This is a genomic window from Dyella subtropica (genome assembly GCF_026283965.1).
Taxonomy (GTDB): Bacteria; Pseudomonadota; Gammaproteobacteria; order Xanthomonadales; family Rhodanobacteraceae; genus Dyella_D; species Dyella_D subtropica.
The window spans coordinates 128851-149638 of record NZ_JAPDPD010000011.1 but is presented as its reverse complement, the minus strand read 5'-3'; the positions used below and the strand labels follow the sequence as shown (position 1 = coordinate 149638).

Annotated in this window: 16 protein-coding genes; 11 read left to right on the top strand and 5 right to left on the bottom strand. The window is 64.5% G+C overall.

Going from position 1 to position 20788, the window contains the following annotated elements:
- Positions 1 to 96: 96 nt before the first annotated feature.
- Positions 97 to 540: an excinuclease gene (locus OUZ45_RS11485; protein ID WP_266170210.1), complete on the top strand. Its 444-nt coding sequence runs from the start codon at positions 97 to 99 to the stop codon at positions 538 to 540.
- 173 nt (positions 541 to 713) lie between these two features.
- Here OUZ45_RS11485 and OUZ45_RS11480 read toward each other — a convergent pair whose 3' ends face one another.
- The gene (locus OUZ45_RS11480) at positions 714 to 1265 is read right to left on the bottom strand and encodes a hypothetical protein (protein ID WP_266170208.1); all 552 of its coding nucleotides are present in this window, start codon (positions 1263 to 1265) and stop codon (positions 714 to 716) included.
- 238 nt (positions 1266 to 1503) lie between these two features.
- On the opposite strand from OUZ45_RS11480, the gene OUZ45_RS11475 reads away from it, so the two are divergent.
- Positions 1504 to 2661, top strand: coding sequence for an isovaleryl-CoA dehydrogenase (locus OUZ45_RS11475; protein WP_266170207.1), 1158 nt, complete (start codon positions 1504 to 1506; stop codon positions 2659 to 2661).
- 61 nt (positions 2662 to 2722) lie between these two features.
- Here OUZ45_RS11475 and OUZ45_RS11470 read toward each other — a convergent pair whose 3' ends face one another.
- Entirely contained in the window at positions 2723 to 5527 is a 2805-nt protein-coding gene (locus OUZ45_RS11470) for a S8 family serine peptidase (protein WP_266170205.1), read from the bottom strand.
- 228 nt (positions 5528 to 5755) lie between these two features.
- On the opposite strand from OUZ45_RS11470, the gene OUZ45_RS11465 reads away from it, so the two are divergent.
- The 3 genes from OUZ45_RS11465 to OUZ45_RS11455 all read left to right on the top strand — a co-directional run bounded on the left by OUZ45_RS11465 (position 5756) and on the right by OUZ45_RS11455 (position 9251).
- Complete coding sequence (locus OUZ45_RS11465; protein ID WP_266170204.1) at positions 5756 to 6940, top strand: acetyl-CoA C-acyltransferase; 1185 nt, start codon at positions 5756 to 5758, stop codon at positions 6938 to 6940.
- Positions 6941 to 7086: 146 nt separating this feature from the next.
- Positions 7087 to 7470, top strand: a complete 384-nt coding sequence (locus OUZ45_RS11460) for a hypothetical protein (protein WP_266170203.1) — start codon at positions 7087 to 7089, stop codon at positions 7468 to 7470.
- A 173-nt stretch (positions 7471 to 7643) separates the two neighbouring features.
- Positions 7644 to 9251 (top strand): carboxyl transferase domain-containing protein, encoded by a 1608-nt coding sequence (locus OUZ45_RS11455; protein WP_266170202.1) that lies wholly within the window; start codon positions 7644 to 7646, stop codon positions 9249 to 9251.
- A 90-nt stretch (positions 9252 to 9341) separates the two neighbouring features.
- Here the strand turns inward: OUZ45_RS11455 and OUZ45_RS11450 are convergent, their stop codons facing one another.
- Genes OUZ45_RS11450 through OUZ45_RS11440 form a run of 3 tightly spaced genes read right to left on the bottom strand, consistent with a single transcriptional unit; the run spans position 9342 to position 11733 of the window.
- On the bottom strand, positions 9342 to 9644 hold the full coding sequence (locus OUZ45_RS11450; protein ID WP_266170201.1) for a DUF6587 family protein: 303 nt from the start codon (positions 9642 to 9644) through the stop codon (positions 9342 to 9344).
- Positions 9641 to 11491, bottom strand: a complete 1851-nt coding sequence (gene feoB / locus OUZ45_RS11445; RefSeq protein ID WP_266170200.1) for a ferrous iron transport protein B — start codon at positions 11489 to 11491, stop codon at positions 9641 to 9643. Before feoB ends, OUZ45_RS11450 begins: the two co-directional genes overlap by 4 nt.
- Positions 11488 to 11733, bottom strand: coding sequence for a FeoA family protein (locus OUZ45_RS11440; protein WP_266170199.1), 246 nt, complete (start codon positions 11731 to 11733; stop codon positions 11488 to 11490). The genes feoB and OUZ45_RS11440 overlap by 4 nt, the downstream gene beginning before the upstream one ends.
- Positions 11734 to 11849: 116 nt before the next feature.
- On the opposite strand from OUZ45_RS11440, the gene OUZ45_RS11435 reads away from it, so the two are divergent.
- From OUZ45_RS11435 to typA, 6 genes are all read left to right on the top strand, one after another.
- Positions 11850 to 12644, top strand: coding sequence for an enoyl-CoA hydratase-related protein (locus OUZ45_RS11435; RefSeq protein WP_266170198.1), 795 nt, complete (start codon positions 11850 to 11852; stop codon positions 12642 to 12644).
- A gap of 46 nt (positions 12645 to 12690) precedes the next feature.
- Positions 12691 to 13083, top strand: coding sequence for a VOC family protein (locus OUZ45_RS11430; RefSeq protein ID WP_266170197.1), 393 nt, complete (start codon positions 12691 to 12693; stop codon positions 13081 to 13083).
- A gap of 237 nt (positions 13084 to 13320) precedes the next feature.
- On the top strand, positions 13321 to 15318 hold the full coding sequence (locus OUZ45_RS11425; protein ID WP_266170196.1) for an acetyl/propionyl/methylcrotonyl-CoA carboxylase subunit alpha: 1998 nt from the start codon (positions 13321 to 13323) through the stop codon (positions 15316 to 15318).
- A gap of 69 nt (positions 15319 to 15387) precedes the next feature.
- The gene (locus OUZ45_RS11420; RefSeq protein WP_266170195.1) at positions 15388 to 16290 is read left to right on the top strand and encodes a hydroxymethylglutaryl-CoA lyase; all 903 of its coding nucleotides are present in this window, start codon (positions 15388 to 15390) and stop codon (positions 16288 to 16290) included.
- Positions 16291 to 16414: 124 nt separating this feature from the next.
- Entirely contained in the window at positions 16415 to 18664 is a 2250-nt protein-coding gene (locus OUZ45_RS11415) for a pilin (RefSeq protein WP_266170194.1), read from the top strand.
- Positions 18665 to 18891: 227 nt separating this feature from the next.
- Positions 18892 to 20721, top strand: coding sequence for a translational GTPase TypA (gene typA, locus OUZ45_RS11410; protein ID WP_266170193.1), 1830 nt, complete (start codon positions 18892 to 18894; stop codon positions 20719 to 20721).
- Positions 20722 to 20788: the final 67 nt, after the last annotated feature.

Here is a 20788-nt window from a genome sequence, read left to right as displayed (position 1 = left end):
AACAGGAATGAGTGAGAGTGGTAGCGCACTCTCTCGTTTCTCACTCCTCTCCACTCTTCACTCGCTGTTGCCACCGACCCGAGGAGATCGCCCCGCATGAAAGCAAAACACCTCACCCTCAGCACCCTGTTCCTGCTGGCTACGCCCGTCGCCAGCATGGCGGCCGACCGCATTGTCCATTTGCCGTTCGAGCAGGTCGTGGCCGAAGCGCAGAAGGACGGCAAGCTCGACGGCAGCGTCAAATTCTACCTGGCCGGTAAACAGCCGGTCGGCAAAGTGGATGTGGTCCAGGACTACGCTTACACCAGCAAAAAGACCAATGCCTTTGGCAAGAAGGACGAGGAAACCTGTAGCTGGGTGCTGCAATCCGCTCTGATCAGCCTGCAGGAAATGGCCAAGAGAGCGGATGCCAACGCGGTGATGGATATCGTCAGCGACTACAACGACACCGAATACCGTGATGGCGAGAAGTACGAATGCCACATCGGCTTTTTGATGTCCGGCGTGCAGCTGAAGGCCAAGCTGGCGAAGGTGCAGTAAAGCTGGAACCTGCGGTAGGAGCCCCCCGGTTTGCACGGCGTTAGCCGCCCTTAGGGCGAGGGCCAAGGATCGCCCGAATGACAAGCCGGCCGGACTGCCGGTTTGCGCCGGATTGGGAGCAAAAGCGCGGCCCTCCCGGGCCGTTTCGCCCACAGGGTGGGCTCCTACAACGCTCAGGCTGGCTGGTGTGCAGCGTGACCCAGGTACACCGGAAAGCCTCGCATCGCCTGCTCCACTTGCGCACCGAAGCGCTCGAGCTGTCCGTGCGTTACGAGGAACAGCAGGCTATGCCGTTCGCGGCATTCAGCGCTCAACCTGTCCTGTACGGCATAAGCTTGCGGGTCTACCAGGACTACGGTGACGGCGGTCATGTCACCTCGCAAAGGGCGATGCAGGTAAAGGCTCACACAATCGCCGTCGCTGCATAAATGCAGCTCGGTATGGCAACCCGCCAGGAATGCGGGCAATTTGCCGCACCATGCCTGCAGGTCCACCGCGGATAGCAGCGCACCCTTCGCGTGCAGCTCCCCCTGTTCCACCACACAACGGGCATCCGCCATCAACGCGTTGCGGCACCAGGCGTTAGACGCCACGGGCGCATGGCGGTGCAACAAGGTCAGCTGCAAGCTGCCCAGCCCGATGGTTATCGGTACGGCGGAGTCCGATAATGACGCCGAACCCTGCCGGCGACGCAAAGCCGTCCAGACGCCCCATCCTCCGAGCACGGCCGGAAGCACGAGAAACCCTCTTACATCCATATGCGCCGAGCTGCCCCTACCACTTATGTGGCGCAACTCTGAGGCAGCACCGGGGTCATGCGCAATCGGACAATTTCCGATCTCCCCCGGAAAAACCGGCACCTCTCGGACACTGGGCGTGATGCGCTGCGCCAAAACCTTTCGACCCGCCTGAGCTACCATTTTCGACCCACCCCACCCCCATTCAAATCGGCCGGAGTCTGCAATGCGCCCGTTCCCCCTCGGTGAAGAGATCGATCTGCTACGCGAAAGCGTTCACGCCTTCGCGGAAAAAGAGATCGCACCGCGCGCCACGCAGATCGACCACGACAACGTGTTCCCGGCCGACCTGTGGCGCAAATTCGGTGACATGGGCCTGCTCGGCGTAACCATTCCCGAAGCTTACGGCGGCAGCGGCATGGGCTTTCTCGCCCACATGGTGGCGATGGAGGAAATCTCGCGCGCCTCCGGCTCGGTGGGCCTGTCCTATGGCGCGCACTCCAATCTGTGCGTTCAGAACATCTTCCACAACGGCACCGAGGCGCAGCGGCTCAAGTACATTCCCAAGCTGTGTTCCGGCGAATACGTCGGCGCGCTGGCGATGAGCGAACCGGGCGCCGGTTCCGACGTGGTCGGCTCGATGAGCTGCAAGGCCGAGAAGAAAGGCGAAGTCTGGGTCGCCAACGGCTCCAAGATGTGGATCACCAATGGCCCGGATGCCGATGTCCTATTGGTGTACATGCGCACCGCGCCGCGTGTCGCCGGCAGCCGCTGCATGACCGCCTTCATCGTCGAGAAGGGCATGAAGGGTTTCAGTACTGCGCAGAAGCTGGACAAGCTCGGCATGCGCGGCTCGAACACCTGCGAGCTGGTGTTTGAGGATTGCGAAATCCCGCACGAGAACATCGTCGGCGAAGTCGACGAAGGCGTCCGCGTGCTGATGGGTGGCCTCGACACCGAGCGCCTGGTGCTCTCCGGCGGCCCCATCGGCCTGATGCAGGCCGCGATGGACCTCACCCTGCCCTACGTGCGCGAGCGCAAACAGTTCAACGCGCCGATCGGCACCTTCGGCATGATGCAGGCCAAGATCGCCGACATGTACACCGCGCTGCAGTCATCGCGCGGTTTCGCCTACATGGTGGCGCAGCAGTTCGACAGCGGCTCCAAATCCCGCATCGACCCGGCCGCCTGCCTGCTCAACGCCTCGCAAAACGCCGTAAAGGTGACACTGGAAGCCATCCAGGCGCTGGGCGGCAACGGCTACATCAACGAATTCCCCGCCGGCCGCTTGCTACGCGACGCCAAACTCTACGAAATCGGCGCCGGCACCAACGAGATCCGCCGCATGCTGATCGGCCGCGAGCTGTTCCACGGCAAGTCGTAAAGGGCAGTGAGGGGTAAGGAAGCAAAGGCGTGAGGGGGTGAGCACGTGCCGCAAGCTCACCTCACCAACTGTACTGATACGCCAACGTCGCCATCTTCGCCTGGTCGCGCTGCCCAAAATACTGGTCATAGCCGAGCTGCAGACTGGCCCGCGGCGAAAAACGCCAATCCATCGCCAACCCGGCCATCCCCACATACCGCGCCAGACCGATACCGCCCAGCGGTGCCCATTGGTTCAACCCGCTGAAGCTCGCATTGAACACATCGCCGCGTGTCGCGAACGCCTGCTGCCACAACAACCGCCCCTGCAGGCCGATGCTGCCCCCGCTTGCCAGCGTCCAACGCTGCGACGCACGCAGGCCCGCGCCGGCCTGCCAGCGCTCGATCGTCTGGGCGCCGGCCTTCAGGCCAAAGCCATCCGCGCCCAGCTCATTGAAGCCATTGCGCTGGATGCGGGTGTATTGCAGGTTCAGGTAGGGAATCAGCTGCCAGCCGCTGAGTGACAGGCGATAGCCGCTTTCGCCATAGGCCACGCCATAACGGCCCCGGCTGTCGCTGCTGACACCGGCCGATGCGCTGCCCAATTGCAGATAGCGCCGCATGTTCTCCTGATAATCGCCGAGCCCGATGCGGCCCATCGCATACCAGGCGCTGCGGACCATGCCGCCGTACAGCATGCCTTCGACGGCATGGCTGCGCCCCTGATCCGCGCTATCGGCCAGACGCCCAAGTCCTTGCGCCTGGCTGAGCGCGAAGCCGGCGACACCGTCGCTGCCAAAACGATGGTCCTGGCCGACCATCCAGCCGCTGAGATCGAGACCGACGTTGCCATACCCGCCACGCGCCATCGAACCCCGGTAGCCAAGATTTTGCGCCCAGCCGCCACCGGCGGGTGCGTCGAGCAACTGATCGAAACGGTCCGACAAGGTACGCGTGCCGGCGTCGATCGCCTGCAAGGTCATCGCTGCACTGGCGGCATGCAGCTGCCCGGACAGGCTCTCGAGCGATTGCTGCGCAGCCGCCACGCTGGCGGACTGCTGCAACTTTGCGGCTCCTTCGATAAAGCCCGCCGGTACCGGTTGGCCGCTGCCGCCAACGGAACCTTGCGTCAGTTGTGTATTGATCTGGCCGAACGCGCTGCCGACACGCTGCGCTGCGCCCATGGAGGCGGCGGTGTAGCTCATGCCCTGCACCGCCGTCACTTGTACTTGCTGCACGTTGAGCCACGCGCTGCTGGCGTCATAGTTGAGCGATGCGGTGAGGAGCACGTTGGAGGCCTCGTTCAAGGCCGAGAACGTGCCGGTGAGACCGCCATTGGTGGTCAGCACGTTGGTGTGCGAATTCACTTGGTAACCCGAGCCCGCGCCGATCACGTAAAGGTCGCCGCCGGTCAAACTGGCCGCGCCCGTCACCCGCAAAGCGGAGCCCAATTCCAGGGCCAGCCGGCCGGCGCCGTTCTGGTTGTAATTGCCGCCGACGGTGACGTCGCCGCCACGCACCGTCAGCACGCCGGCATTGCTGATGCTGCCGCCAATGGAAGGCGTATCGCTCAACACGCCTTGCGCACCGATATTCACGCTCGACGCCAGCGCCTTGGCCGTCAGCATGCCGCCCTGCACCTGGGTCAGGCCAGTGAAGCTGGCCGGCTGGGTCAGGGCGAGCGTGCCGCTGCCCTGCTTGATCAGGCCGCCAGCACCGGATATCGCGTTGTTCCAGCTGGAGCTACCGCTGAAGTTCACGGTGACGTCGCCCCAATCGAACTTCGCCGGTCCGTTCACTGCTTTGCCGACGTTGAGCAGGCCGTAACCGAACACCGGGTCCGGCCCTGGGGCGCCAATATCCGTTGCCGTGCCGAGCAGGGTCTGCCGCACCAGGTCGTTGCTGAAATACGGGTACGCCTGCCACACCAGGGCCGCGGCGCCGGAGACCTGGGGTGCCGCAAACGAAGTGCCTTTCACCACCCAGTAGCTGGCATTGGTCGCGGTGTCGTCTTTGCCGCTGACGATGACGTCGCCGGGTGCCGCCAGGCAGTAATTCATCGCCACGCCACAGGCATTGGAATAACTCGCGAGCTGGGTCGGATGGTTGCTATCCACCGCCACCACCGCCAGCCAGCCGTGGGTGAGGTCCGGTGCGCGGTTCGGCAGCGCCGCTACATCGCTCGGGTTGGGCTTGGCATCGTTGCCGGCGGCAAACACTACCAAGCCGCCCCAGGTGTTGATGAATTTGCTGTAGGCGTCGTGGAAGCTCTGCGTTGTCGCAGTGGCCGTCGCGCTCCAGTACAAACCGCCCCAGGAGTTGTTCATCACCTTGACGCCGTTGGCGATCAAGTCGTCGTTGATCGCACCGAGCGGGTCGGCGGTGGTGACCTGGTTGCCCTGGCCGGAGCCGTCATCCTTGGGCGCTGTGTCGCTGATGATGCGCGCCGAAATGAGATTCGCACCCGGCGCTATGCCACCGGGGAATTGGGCAAAGCTTTGCCCCGCGGCAATTTGCGAGACCCAGGTGCCATGACCCACCACGTCGTCGATCGCCGTGTTGTTGGTGGTCGGATCGACATAGATCAATTCCTTCAGCACCCGCCCGGTCAGCGCGGGGTGATTGCGCATGATGCCGCTGTCCACCACGCCGATCGTCACGCCCTGACCGGTGTAGCCCTGGCTGTGCGCGGCATAGGTGTTGGTGATTCCGAGCTGTGCATCGAACGGCGGCTGAGCCGACGTGGTGGCAGGCGGTGCGGGAGGGGGCGCAGGCGCGGGCCGGACATTGCTGCCGCCGCCACCGCCGCCGCAGGCGCTAAGACCAAGCGCCATGATGATCGAAACCACCGCCTCTCGGCGCCTCGGAAACTTCATCCCCGTAGTCATCACCCCTGCCTCCCTATGTCGGGCGCACCTGCGGGCGCACCGAAAAATCACACCGACTTTGTCCATGTTGACACAACATCGACGTAACTAAATACGCCCCATCCTGTAGCGCGGCCTGTGATAAATCACCGTGCTGCCAGAGGTTTGCCGATAGTGGTAAGCGGCTGCGATAATTCCCGAATTAGCTAACGGGCGCATGCGCCCACATCAGTCCTTGCGGAGATCCCCATGTCGGACGTCAGTGTTGTCATCGCCGGTGCCAAGCGCACCGCCATCGGCTCTTTCCTCGGCCAGTTCACCGGCGTTCCTACGCCCACGCTGGGTGCCACGGCGATCCGCGCCGCGCTGGAACAGGCAGGCGTGGCGGCACAGGATGTCACCGAAGTGCTGATGGGCTGCGTGCTGCCCGCCAACCTCGGCCAGGCACCGGCACGTCAGGCGGCACTGCAGGCCGGCCTGCCCGCCGCCACCGGCTGCACCACCGTCAACAAGGTGTGCGGCTCGGGCATGAAAGCCATCATGCTGGGTCACGACGCCATCAAGGCCGGTTCCACCGCGATCGTGGTCGCTGGCGGCATGGAGTCGATGACCAACGCCCCGCACATGGTCAACGCCCGCGGCGGCATTCGCTACGGCGAAGGCCAACTGGTCGACCACATGGCCTGGGACGGCCTCACCAATCCTTACGACGGCAAGGCGATGGGCGTGTTCGGCGAGCTGTGCGCCGACAAGTACCACTTCACCCGCGAAGAGCAGGACGCCTACAGCATCGAGTCGGTGAAGCGCGCCCAAGCCGCTCAGCAGAATGGCGCTTTCGCCGGTGAGATCGTTCCGGTGACCGTGGCCAGCCGCAAGGGCGAAGTGAAGGTGGACACCGACGAGCAGCCAGGCCGCTCCGACATCGCCAAGGTGCCGACGTTGAAACCGGCCTTCCGCAAGGACAACGGCACCATCACCGCTGCCAGCTCCTCCAGCATTTCGGACGGCGCCGCTGCGGTCGTGCTGCTGTCGGCCGACGAAGCCGCGAAGCGCGGCCTGCAGCCGCTGGCCCGGATCGTTGCCCATGCCACCCATTCGCAGGAGCCCGAGTGGTTCACCACCGCCCCGGTCGGCGCGATCCAAAAAGTGCTGGACAAGGCCGGCTGGACGGTCGCCGACGTCGACCTGTTCGAGGTCAACGAGGCTTTCGCGGTGGTCGCCATGACGCCGATGCGCGAGCTGGGCATTTCGCACGACAAGCTCAACGTCAACGGCGGCGCCTGCGCCCTCGGCCACCCGATCGGCGCCAGCGGTGCGCGCCTGGTGGTCACCTTGCTCAATGCGCTGAAGGTCCGTGGCCTGAAGCGCGGCGTGGCGTCCCTGTGCATCGGTGGCGGCGAGGCTACCGCCATCGCGGTGGAACTCATCGGCTGATCCTCCGCTCACCCGGGTCGGCGATTCCTCCGATGAAAGGGGGATAACCGATCTTGGCGTTGTTAAACAAAGATGTGGCGCAAATTCAACGAACGCGTTATTAATACGCCCGCCAAACGGCATTCCACGGCAAAGGAGATTCAACAATGAAGTTCACGCGTACCCTACTCGCCTCCGCGCTCGTCGCGCTGCTGGCGGCTTGCAGCAACGGCGCGCAGGATTCCGCGCAGGACGCCCAGAAGTCGGCTGACCAGACTCAGCAGGCTGCTGACCAGGCGCAGAAGGCTGCTGCTCAGGCTCCGGCTGCCGAGCAGGCTGCTCCGGCTGCTGCACCGGCTTCCACCGCTGCTGCCCCGGCCGCTGCTCCGGCTTCCACCGCTGCTGCTCCGGCTGCTGCCATGGAGCAGGCCAAGGACGCCGCCACCAACGCTGCTGACGCTGCCGGCAAGGCTGCTGACGCTGCCAAGGACGCTGCTGGCGCCACCAAGGAAGCTGCAGACAAGGCTAAGGATGCGATGAAGGGTCACTAATCCCCTTCGGATGTATCTTAAAACCGGCCGCCTTGTGCGGCCGGTTTTTTTTTCGCCCGTCAAAAAACACGCCGCTCCATCCGCCTGCCTGTAGGAGCCCACTGGGTGGGCTCCTACAGGGTGCCTCTGGACCGCTATCATCGCGTACTCCCTATCGACGGCAGCCCGGCACCATGAGCGTCATCGCTTCGCAGACTGATACCCGTTCGCCCGAATTCCAGGCCAGCAGCACGCAGTTGCGTGGACTGGTCGACGATCTGCATCGGGAGCTGGGGCGCAGTGCCGAGGGCGGCGGCGAGAAGGCGCGCGAAAAGCACACCGCACGCGGCAAGCTGTTGCCACGCGAGCGCATCCGCGCCTTGCTCGACCCCGGCTCACCCTTCCTCGAACTCTCGCCACTGGCCGCGCATGGCATGTATCACGATGCCGCACCAGCCGCAGGCATCATCACCGGCATAGGCCGCGTCAACGGCATCGAGGTTGTCGTCGTCGCCAACGACGCCACAGTGAAGGGTGGCACCTACTTTCCCATGACGGTGAAGAAGCACCTGCGAGCGCAAGAAGTCGCGCTGGAAAACCGCCTGCCCTGCATCTACCTGGTCGACTCCGGCGGCGCCTTTCTTCCGCTGCAGGACGAAGTGTTTCCGGACAAGGAACATTTCGGCCGCATCTTTTACAACCAGGCACGCATGTCAGGCCTCGGCATCCCGCAGATCGCCGTGGTGATGGGTTCGTGCACCGCCGGCGGCGCCTACGTGCCCGCGATGAGCGACGAAACCATCATCGTGCGCGAGCAAGGCACCATCTTTCTCGGCGGCCCGCCGCTGGTGAAGGCGGCCACCGGCGAGGTCGTGGATGCGGAAGCGCTGGGTGGCGCGGACGTCCATACGTCCGTCTCCGGCGTGGCCGACCATTTCGCGGAAAACGACGCGCATGCGCTTTCCATTGCGCGCGACATTGTCGGCAGCCTCAACCGCAAAAAAGATATCCCCCTCGCACTGCGCGCACCGACCGAGCCGCGCTACGCCGCCGAGGAACTGTACGGCGTGATCCCCCAGGACACCCGCCGCCCGTTCGACATCCGCGAAGTGATCGCGCGCATCGTCGACGGCTCGGAGTTACATGAGTTCAAGGCGCGCTATGGCAAGACCCTGGTCTGTGGCTTCGCGCACATCCACGGCTACCCGGTCGGCATCATCGCCAACAACGGCATCCTGTTTGCCGAAAGCGCGCTCAAGGGCGCGCATTTCATCGAACTGTGCAATCAGCGCAACGTGCCGCTGGTGTTCCTGCAGAACATCACCGGCTTCATGGTCGGCAAGAAGTACGAGAACGCCGGCATCGCGAAAGACGGTGCGAAGATGGTCACCGCTGTGGCCTGCTCGCACGTACCGAAATTCACCGTAGTGATCGGCGGCAGCTTCGGCGCCGGCAACTACGCCATGTGCGGTCGCGCCTACGGCGCCCGCTTCCTGTGGATGTGGCCAAACGCACGCATCAGCGTGATGGGTGGCGAACAGGCTTCATCAGTGCTCGCCACGGTGCGCCGCGACGGCATCGAAGCCGCCGGCAAGACGTGGAGCGCCGAGGAAGAAGAGGCTTTCAAGGCCCCCATCCGCGAACAGTACGAACACCAGGGCCACCCCTATTACGCCAGCGCGCGGCTGTGGGACGACGGCATCATCGATCCGGCCGATACGCGACGTGTACTGGGCCTGGCGATCTCGGCGTCATTGAACGCACCGATCGAGCCGCAGCGCTACGGCGTGTTTCGCATGTAAGAAAGGTAGGAGCGCACCCTGTGCGCGACCGTGGCAATGCTTTGTCGCGCTGGTCGCGCACAGGGTGCGCTCCTACAGAGTGGCTCGCACTCAACGAACGCGCGGGCGGAACTCCAGAGGCTGCACATCCGGTCGCGCTGCAGCGGGCGGCTTCGGACCGCAACTACCACAGGTACCGCAGCCATCACCGCAATTGCCGGTGGCCTTTGCCGGCTGCAGCCAACGCCCCAGCGCGCGCTGCCACGACTTGCGCCACGGCTTGTTGAGCGTGGCCGAGGCGGTGGCCATCCAGCGCGTGCTCACACTGGGTAGCAGTTTGCGGAAGGCCACCACCGCGCTGGATGCGACCAGCACGCCGATGATCACACCTTGCACCAGCGCGAACGTGCTCATGTCATTGCCTTGGCGATCTGATAGGCGATCAGCGAAGCCAGGTAGGCCAAGCCGAACAGGTAACCCGCGGTGATCGCTACGTTGCGCCACGAGTTCGTCTCGCGACGAATCACCGCCAGCGTCGATATGCATTGCGGCGCGAACACGTACCACGCCAGCAGCGACAGCGCGGTGGCCAACGGCCACTGCTGAGCGATCACCGGGCCGAGCTGGCTGGCCACGGCTTCGTGGCCACCGGACATCGCATACACCGTACCCAGCGCGGACACCGCCACTTCACGCGCGGCGAGACCGGGAATCAGCGCGATGCAGATCTGCCAGTTGAAACCGATCGGCGCGAACACGTAGTGCAACAAATGCCCCAGGCGGCCAGCGAGGCTGTAGTTGATGGCGGGCTGGGTGGCGCCCTCCGGCGCCCCCGGGAAGCTGGACAGGAACCACAGCAGCACGGTGAGCGCGAGGATGATGCCGCCCACGCGCTTCAGGAATATCTTGGCGCGCTCCCACAAGCCCAGCGCCACATCGCGCACGTTCGGCAAACGGTAGGACGGGAGTTCCATCAACAGCGCGTGCTCGCTCTTGTCCTTGCGAAAGCGCTTGATTACGAAGGCCACGGTGAGCGCACTGACGATGCCAGCCACGTACAGCGTGAACAGCACCACGCCTTGCAGATTGAAGATGCCCCACACCGTGCGCTGCGGAATGAATGCAGCGATCAACAGCGTATACACCGGCAGGCGCGCGGAACAGGTCATCAGCGGCGCCACCAGAATCGTGGTGAGGCGATCGCGCGGATCGGTAATGCTGCGCGTCGCCATGATGCCGGGAATCGCGCAGGCGAAGCTCGACAGCAGCGGAATGAAAGCGCGTCCGGTGAGGCCGGCCTTGAACATCAGCTTGTCCAGCAGGAATGCCGCGCGCGGCAAATAGCCGGACTCCTCAAGAATGAGGATGAAGAGGAACAAGATCAGGATCTGCGGCAAAAACACCAGCACCGCGCCGAGGCCGGCGAAGATGCCGTCGTTGAGCAGGCTGTGCAGCGCGCTCTCCGCCGGCAAGGCCTGCGTCATCCACGCGCCCAGCACCGTGATGCCTGCCTGGATGCCGTCCATCAGCGGCTTGGCCCAGGAGAACACCGCCTGGAAGATCAAGAACATCAGCACCGCAAGAATGCCCAGGCCAAACACCGGATGCAGCGCCCAGCGATCGAGCGCGTCATCCATGGCATCGGTACTGCGCGGCATGACGACCGTGGCGGCGAGCAACTCGCGCACCTGCGCATGCAGATCGGCGCGGCTGGCGGCATCGTCCGGCTGTACCGGTGCGGCCACCGGAACTTCGCCGTCCACGCGCTCGATCAACGCCTTCGCGCCACCGCGCTTCACTGCGACGGTTTCCACCACCGGCAAACCGAGTCGGCGCTGCAACTCGGGCACATCGATCACGATGCCGCGGCGGCGCGCGGTATCCATCATGTTCAGCGCCAACACCACGGGACGACCGAGGCGCTTCACTTCCAGCACAAAGCGCAGATGCAGGCGCAGGTTGGTGGCATCGGCCACGCACACGATCAGGTCAGGCGCGGGCTCGCCCGGATAAACGCCTTCGCAGACGTCGCGGGTGATCTGCTCGTCCGGGCTGTTCGCGTCGAAGCTGTAGGTGCCTGGCAGATCGAGCAGGTGTAGCACGCGGCCCGAAGGTGCGGTGAAGCGGCCTTCCTTGCGCTCGACGGTCACGCCCGCGTAGTTCGCCACTTTCTGGCGCCCCCCCGTGAGCTGATTGAACAGCGCCGTCTTGCCGCAATTGGGATTGCCCACCAGGGCGATGCGCAGCGTGCTCGCGCTCATGCCGCTGCCCCGGTGCGCACGGTGACGCGCTCTGCCTCGGTGCGGCGCAGCGCGAAACGCGTGGAACCGATCTGGATCAGCAGCGGGTCCGCACCCAGCGGCCCACAAGCCACCACACGGACCGGCTCGCCTTCGACGAAACCCAGATCGCGCAAGCGCTGCGCAATCGGATCGGAAGCATGAGCATCGTCCACTCGGTCCACCACGGCAGGCGCCCCCTTCGGTAGGTCGGACAGTCGCACGGCAGCCACTCAAATAAGAATGGTTCGCATTGTACATAAGTCGTTGCGTTGGCGCAGCCTGCCCCACTCGTCTCGCGCATGGCGTTTTATGATGGCCGCCTTTTCCCGGAGGCCGTATGACCGCCAGCATCCAAATCGCCGATCACGCCTCGATCCGCTACCTCACCCTGAACCGGCCGCAGTTGCATAACGCGTTCGATGACGGCCTGATCGCCGAACTCACGGCCGCACTGGAAGATGCCGGAAAGGACGCCGCCGTCCGTGCCGTCGTGCTTACCGGCGCTGGCGCCAGCTTTTCGGCGGGTGCCGATCTCAACTGGATGCGCGACATGGCCAAGGCCAGCGAGGTGCAGAACCGCGAGGACTCGCTGCGGCTGGCCAAACTGATGCGCACCCTGCAATTCCTGCCCAAACCCACCGTGGCGCGCGTCAACGGCGCGGCCTATGGCGGCGGTGTCGGCCTGGTCGCCTGCTGTGATATCGCCATCGGCGTGGACACCGCCAAGTTCGGCCTCACGGAAGTGAAACTGGGCCTGGTGCCGGCCGTCATCTCGCCATACGTGATCGCCGCTATCGGCCTGCGCCAGGCGCGCCGGCTGTTTCTGACCGGCGAGTTGTTCGACGCGGCCACCGCGCAACGCATCGGCCTGCTGCACCAAAGCGTGCCGGCGGAGGGACTGGACGACGCGGTCAACGCGGTATTGAACGGCCTGGCCAAAGCCGGCCCGCTGGCGCAAGCCGAAGCCAAGCAACTGGCCTTGCGTGTCGCCGGTATCCATCCAGCGACGGCTGAACAGGTCGACCGCGAGAACGCCGAGCTGATCGCGCGACTGCGGGTATCGGCAGAAGGCCAGGAAGGCCTTGGCGCCTTCCTCGACAAGCGTGCGCCCGCTTGGAGCACGCAGTCGTAACCCGCCCTGCGCCATCATCGCTGCTTTCCAACGAAGGGAGTTCTCCATGCTCGACCATATTGGCGTGCGCGTTTCCAACTACGCGCGTAGCAAGGCGTTCTATGCCAAGGTGCTAGCCCCGCTCGGCGGCGAGCTGGTGGCGGAAGTGACGGAAGAGCAATCCGGTAGCCGTGCGTTCGCAGGCTTCGGCATCAACGGCAAGCCCGCCTTCTGGATCAGCGCCGATCCCATCGCCGAACTCTCCGACATACACGTGGCATTCGTCGCACCGAGCCGTGAAGCCGTGGACGCCTTCCATCGCATCGCTATCGCCGCCGGTGCCACGGACAATGGTGAACCCGGAGTGCGCCCCCACTACCACGCCAACTACTACGCCGCCTTCGTGCTCGATCTCGACGGGCACAACGTGGAAGCGGTCTATCAGGGCGCGCCCGGCTAAGAGCCACGGACAAAACGACTGCACGACCGCGAGGCGGGCGCTCGGTGCTCTTTGGTTACTTTCTCTTGGCAAGCAAGAGAAAGTAACCCGGCCTCCTGCAGAGGGCCGTAACACGCCAAAGGCGGCCCGAATACGTTCAAAGACCGCCATCGCGAGCACCGCCATGCTGCGCCGCGCATCGGCCAATCCACCCCATTCTGCTAACTTTACGAACTTTGCTCTCACCCGGATCCCCGCATGTTCGAGCGCGTACTCATTGCCAACCGCGGCGAGATCGCCTGCCGCGTGATCCGCACCTGCCGGCGCCTCGGCATCCACACCATCGCGGTGTACTCCGAAGCAGACGCAGACGCGCAGCACGTGCGCCTGGCCGATGAAGCCTGGCCCATCGGCGGCCCGCGCCCGGCCGATTCCTATCTGCGTGCGGATGCCATTCTCGACGTGGCGAAGCGCACCGGCGCCCAAGCGATTCACCCCGGCTACGGCTTCCTGTCCGAGAACACCGCGTTCGCCCGCGCGTGCACCGAAGCCGGCATCGCCTTTATCGGCCCACGCCCGGAAAGCATCGACGCGATGGGCTCCAAGGCCGCCGCCAAGGCGCTGATGGAACAACACGCCGTGCCGCTCGTGCCCGGCTACCACGGTGAAAACCAGGACGCCGGCTTTCTCGCCGAACAGGCCCAGCGCACGGGCTTTCCGCTGATGATCAAGGCCGCGGCCGGCGGCGGCGGCAAGGGCATGCGCATCGTGCGCAGCGACAAAGAGTTCGCCGATGCGCTGGCCTCCGCCCAGCGTGAGGCGGCCAATGCGTTCGGCGACACGCGAGTGATCCTGGAGCGCTACGTGGAGCATCCGCGCCACATCGAATTCCAGGTGTTCGGCGACAGCCACGGCAACGTCATCCACCTCAACGAACGCGAATGCTCGGCGCAGCGGCGTTACCAGAAAGTACTGGAGGAAACGCCCTCGCCTTTCCTTACGCCTGAGCGCCGCACGGCCATGGGCGAGGCCGCGGTGGCTGCCGCCAAGGCGGTGCACTACGTCGGCGCGGGCACGGTGGAATTCATCGTGGCGCAGAGCGACGAGTTCTTCTTCATGGAGATGAACACGCGCCTGCAGGTGGAGCACCCGGTCACCGAGGAAACGCTTGGCCTCGACCTCGTCGAATGGCAGCTGCGCGTCGCTTTCGGCGAATCGCTGCCGCTGCGGCAAGAGCAGGTCCATGCGCATGGCCATGCGATCGAGGTGCGCCTGTACGCCGAAGATCCGGAGCAGAACTTCCTGCCCGGCTCGGGCAAGCTGCTGCGCCTGCGCCTTCCCGCGCCATCGCGCCATGTGCGCATCGACGGCGGCGTGATCGAAGGCGATACCGTTACCATCTTCTATGACCCGATGATCGCCAAGCTCATCGTGCACGACCGCGATCGCACCCAGGCTCTGCAGCGTCTGCGCGAGGCGCTCGCCGCGTGCGAAATCGCCGGACCGAAATCCAACATCGCATTCCTCGAACGCCTCGCCAGCCATCCCGTGGTGCTCGAAGGCCGCATCGACACCGGCTATCTCGACCGCCATCTGGACGAATTCCTCGCGGGCGACGAGGCGCCAGCCGACACCGTACTGTTCGCCGCCACCACGGCGGCCCTGCTGCACGACGAACGCGCGACGGCATCGAGCACCGTGCACAGCAGCGACCCGTTCTCGCCGTGGGGCCGTGCGGACGCGTGGCGCATCGGCCATGCCGGCAAACGCATCGTCGCGCTGTCGCTGCGCGAGCATCGCTACGAAATCGAAGCACACGGCCACGACGGCCACTATCAACTGCGCCACGGCGAAGCCACCTGCGACGTGCACGGCGCACGTCATGACGGCGAAGTCCTCAGCGCCCGCTTCGACGGCACATCCCTGCGTCTGCCCTTGCGCACCGATGCCGCACGCATACTGCTGCACGATGCCAATGACCACCGCCATGGCTTTGCGCGCGCAGCCGCTTTCGCGTGGGAATCGAAAGAAGGTGCCGGCGGCAACCAGATCATCGCTCCCATGCCAGGCCGTATCGTTCTGGTGAAGGCCAAGCCCGGCGATCAGGTCGAAGAAGGCCAGGAGCTGCTGGTGATGGAGGCCATGAAGATGGAGCTGGCATTGAAAGCCCCACGCGCCGGCACCATCGAAAACGTGAGCGCGGAGCAAGGCGATTTCGTCGAGGCCGACACCGTGCTGGTGCGCTTCGCCCATTGAGTTGATGCATGACGCGGACAGTGCCTTAGCCTCTGTCCGCCCTCACCACGCCGGATCAGGTTCGCCATCATGAGCATTTCGAACAACCACGTCCGCATCGTCGAAGTCGGCGCCCGCGACGGCCTGCAGAACGAAAAGACCCTGCTGCCCGCCGACGTGAAGATCGCGCTGATTGACCGCCTCTCCTCCACCGGCCTGCAGACCATCGAAGCCACCAGCTTCGTCAGCCCCAAGTGGGTGCCGCAGCTGGCCGATGCCGCCGACGTGTTCAAGGGCATCCGCAAAGTGCCTGGCGTCAGCTATCCCGTGCTGGTGCCCAATGAGCAAGGCTACCTGCGCGCGCGCGAAGTCGGCGCCACCGAGATCGCCGTATTCACCGCAGCCTCCGAAGCGTTCAACCAGAAGAACATCAACGCCTCCATCGACGAATCGATCGAACGCTTCCTGCCCATACTGGAACGCGCCAAGGCGGATGGCGTGAAAGTGCGCGGCTACGTTTCCACCGTGCTCGGCTGCCCCTACCAAGGCGACGTGCCCGTCAGCGACGTCGTGCGCGTGGCGCGCCGCCTGCATCAACTCGGCTGCTACGAAATCTCCCTCGGCGACACTATCGGCGTCGGCACCCCCGCCAAAGCCCGCGCCATGTTGCACGCCGTGGCACAAGAAGTCCCCATCGGCGCCCTCGCCGTCCACTTCCACGACACCTATGGCCAAGCCCTGGCCAACATCCTCAGCTGCCTGGAAGAAGGCGTCCGCGTCGTCGACAGCGCCGTCTCCGGCACCGGCGGCTGCCCCTATGCCAAGGGAGCTACCGGCAACGTCGCCAGCGAAGACGTCGTCTACATGCTGCACGGCATGGGCATCCACACCGGCATCGACCTCGACCTGCTGATCGCCACCGGCGCATGGCTGGCCGCGCAGCTGCACAAGGAAACGGCGAGCCGGGTGACACGAGCCCGCACGGCGGTTTGAAACATAGCCGGGGTTGCAATCGCGTCGATGGCCATAAGCCGCTTTGCTATATTCCGCGACTTGCGCCAGCACCGCTCCAGTGGCAGCCGCGCCCACCATCCAAAGAAACTTAGGAGTTCAAGGAATGAACCTGCCGCGCCGCCGCCTGCCCGTCACCATCCTCGCCGCCTGCGCCTTATTGCTGGGCGCCTGCCATCGCGACCAGCCCAGCGCCGACGCCGGCGCGGTGCGCCACGCGCAGGAACAGCTTTCGCAACCCGCCTGGCTGCGCCAGCACCTGCCTGCGCATACCGTGGGCTATCTACGCATTCCCTCACCATGGGGACTGCTAGGCGCCGTCCCGAACGGGCGGCCGCTCGACGCAGCACTTGCCAGCGAACAACACCTCAAGGCGGTCGCCGCTCTGCGCGAAGCTATCGCCAAAGACAAGCTACTGGCCGATGCCGGCGCTGCCCCCTTCATGCAGGCCCTACTATCGGACCTGCGCGCGCCACTGGAAATCGTGGCGGTCGACCCGCTGGGCATGCCCTCGCCCGGCAGCATGCTCTTGGCCAGTACACAGCTGGAGCAGCGCGACGCCGCCAAGCTCAATACCCGCCTCGAGCAACTTGGCGGCGCGCTCCGCCTGAATAAGCCACTGGATGCCAAGGGCGACGGCACCCTGGCCTCCGGCGAATTAATGCATTTCGATGCTGCGAACGGTCGATTGTTCGTGCTCATGGCGCGCTCCGGGGCCAACGCCGGAGCGATCGATCGCGACACACTGAACGCGTTGCTGGATGAAGTGAAGAACCCCAAGGTCGCCGATGTGGTGGCCAAGGTGGCCGAGCAGGAGCAACAGATTGATGCATCGGGCCAGGGCTTGTTCGGCTGGTTCAGCACACATGGCATTGGCGGTATCGCTGCCAGCGCGATTCCCGCCGGCAACGTTGGCACCCTGCCCGGCGAATTCACCGCCAAGACCGAGAGCATCGCCTTCGGCTGGGGCACGTCTGACGGCCACGGCCAGCTGCAACTACGCCTGCATGCGCCGCAAGCCCGCCTGTTGGGCTACCTCGCGCCGGAGCAGTTCGTTCCTGACTTCAAGGTTGCGGGCAAACCCTCCTGGGCGGTGAGCCTGGCCCTGCCGGGCACTAAGCAGATCAAAGCTTTCGAGGACAACCTCGCGATGGATTTCGGCGTCGAGCGCGCCGCCGCCTACCGGAAGGCTATGGCGGAGTTCAAACAGAACGCAGGTTTCGACCTCGCTGAGCTGAGTCAGTGGGTAGGGCCCGAGCTGGTCGGTTACGAGGATGACGCCGGCACCTACACCGCCATGCGCGTACGTGACCGCAAAGCCCTATACGCACGGCTTGAGGAACTGGCCAAGACCAAACGCTGGAGCTACCAGGTAACCACCATAGAAGGTACCCAGGTGCATTCGCTGTGGATCCCAAGTCAAATCGGCGAACACCTGCGCGAGAACACCGGCAATCCGTCATCGGATGCCCCGCAGCAGCAGCGCGCCCTGCTCGAACTGCTGGGCCGCATCGGCACGCATCTGTATTGGGTTGAGGAGGGCGACTACCTGATTTTTGGCAAGCTGCCTCAGGCCTTGGCCGACCGCTCCGCCGCCAAACTGGACACGCACATGGACGCCTGGCTGAAAGCCAAGGCCCACCCCGGCGCGCAAAGTCTGCTTAGCTTCGCCTCCACCTCGCACGATGCACAACGCAAGGCCTATTACAGCTATCTGCAATTGCTGCAATACCTCGACGACGCCAGTGGCGGCGCGGTGGACCTGCAATCGTTACCGGCAGCGCACACACTCAACCTGCCGCGCGATGGCGTGATCGGCATGAGCCTCAATGCAAGCCAGGACGATCTCTCGCTGGGCCTGACCTACGAGCAGAGTCCACTGGAAATGCTGACCGGCGGCTCTAACGGCATGGTCGCCGTTGCCACGGCCGGCGTGCTGGCCGCGGTGGCGATCCCCGCATACCAGGACTACAAGCTGCGCAGCGAGGTCGTCCAAGCCTTGGCCGCAGCGGCCCCGGCCAAGACTGCCATGCTCGAATTCCACGAGCGCAAGGGTCGCTGGCCGAAAAACGACAAGGAGGCTGGACTGGACGCGCCGGGGGCCGGCACGTCGGCGATCAGCGAGGGCATGATCGAACTCAGCCTCGCCAATACGTCCAGCACCAAACTAGCGGGTGGCACGCTGGTGCTGTCTCCCGAGCAGGCCGCCGAGGGATGGGGCTGGCGCTGCCATGCCATAGGCGTCGAGGACAAATACCTGCCGACGGAATGCCGACGCGACGATCCGGCTGTGGATGTCACGCACGAGCACAATGGCTCCGGCTACCAGGTTGAGGACGCCAAGCCGGCCAAATAAGGCCGCGAATGCGCCGCCCGGGCCTGTTCACAAGAGACACCCTGACACGCCGCACCGACCAAGAACCTGCCCATCCCGTTCCAGCACGGGATGGAACGGAAGCTCCGTATCGCCCTGCCCCGAGAAATCCATCGGTTCAAGCAAGCTGTCACATTAATCCGTATAATCGTCCGATTCGCCCTTGAGAAATCTACGCGACGGCCCCTTCGGCCGCCCGAGCCTACCCCATGTCCATCGAAAATCTGCGCAATATCGCCATCGTCGCCCACGTCGACCACGGCAAGACCACGCTCGTCGACCAGCTGCTGAAGCAGTCCGGCACGCTCTCCGAGCGCACTGTGCTGGCTGAGCGCGTGATGGACAGCAACGATCAGGAAAAGGAGCGTGGCATCACGATCCTGGCCAAGAACACGGCCATCACCTGGCAGGGCAACCGCATCAACATCGTCGACACCCCAGGCCACGCCGACTTCGGTGGCGAGGTGGAGCGCGTGCTGTCGATGGTCGACACCGTGCTGATCCTGGTCGACGCGATGGACGGCCCGATGCCGCAGACCCGCTTCGTGACGCAGAAAGCGTTCGCAATGGGCTTCAAGCCGATCGTCGTCATCAACAAGGTCGACCGCCCGGGCTCCCGTCCGCAGTGGGTCGTCGACCAGGTGTGGGATCTGTTCGACCGCCTCGGTGCCACCGCCGAGCAGATGGACTTCCCGATTGTCTACGCCTCGGCGCTGAACGGTTACGCGAGCCTCGATGACTCGACCCGCGAAGGCGACATGACCCCGCTGTACCAGGCCATCATGGACCACGCGCCCAAGCCGGAAGTCGATCCGGAAGGCGCGTTCCAGATGCGCATCAGCCAGCTGGACTACAACAACTTCGTCGGCGTCATCGGCATCGGCCGCATCCAGCGCGGCACGTTGAAGAAGAACATGCCGGTCGCCGTGATCAACCGCGAAGGCAAGAAGCGCCAGGGCAAGGTCATGCAGGTGCTCGGCTTCATGGGTCTTGAGCGCATCGAGCAGGACAGCGCGGAAGCGGGCGACATCGTCGCTATCTCCGGTATCTCGGAGCTGACCATTTCCGACACCGTCTGCGCGCTGGACACCCCGGAAGCGCTGCCGGCCCTGACCGTCGACGAGCCGATGATCAGCATGACCTTCCAGGTCAACAATTCGCCGTTCGCCGGCAACAAGGACCTCTCGGGCGGCAAGTTCCTGACCAGCCGCCAGATCCGCGACCGTCTCGAACGCGAGCAGGTGCACAACGTCGCCCTGCGCGTCGAAGAAGGCTCCGACGCCGACAAGTTCCTCGTCTCGGGCCGCGGCGAACTGCATCTCTCGGTGCTGATCGAGAACATGCGCCGCGAGGGCTACGAGCTCGCCGTGTCGCGTCCGGAAGTGATCATCAAAGAGATCGAAGGCCAGAAGATGGAGCCGATCGAGCAACTGGTGGTCGACGTCGAAGAGATTCACCAGGGTCCGGTGATGGAGCGCCTCGGCATCCGCAAGGGCCAGCTGAAGAACATGGAACCGGACGGCAAGGGTCGCGTGCGTCTCGAGTATCTGATCCCGGCGCGTGGCCTGATCGGCTTCCAGAACCAGTTCAAGACCCTCACCCAGGGTTCGGGCCTGCTGTTCCACGTGTTCGACCACTACGGTCCGAAGGAAGAAGGCCAGATCGCCAAGCGCCTCAATGGCGTGATGATCGCCAACGCCGGCGGCACCACCCCCGCCTACTCGCTCGGCCCGCTACAGGATCGCGGCAAGCTGTTCGCGGCGGAAGGCGACTCGGTCTATGAAGGCCAGCTGGTCGGCATCCATGCCAAAGACAACGACCTCACGGTCAACGCGATCAAGCCCAAGCCGCTGACCAACATGCGCGCCTCGGGCAAGGACGATGCGATCCAGCTGACCCCGGCGATCAAGTTCTCGCTGGAACAGGCGCTGGACTTCATCGACGACGACGAGCTGGTCGAGATCACCCCGAAGGAAATCCGACTGCGCAAGAAGCACCTCACCGAGAACGATCGCAAGAAGGCTTCGCGCGGCGGCTAAGCCGGCGCGGCGGTCATGCGATTGAGATAAAAGGCCGCCATCGTGCGGCCTTTTGTTTACCCGGAAC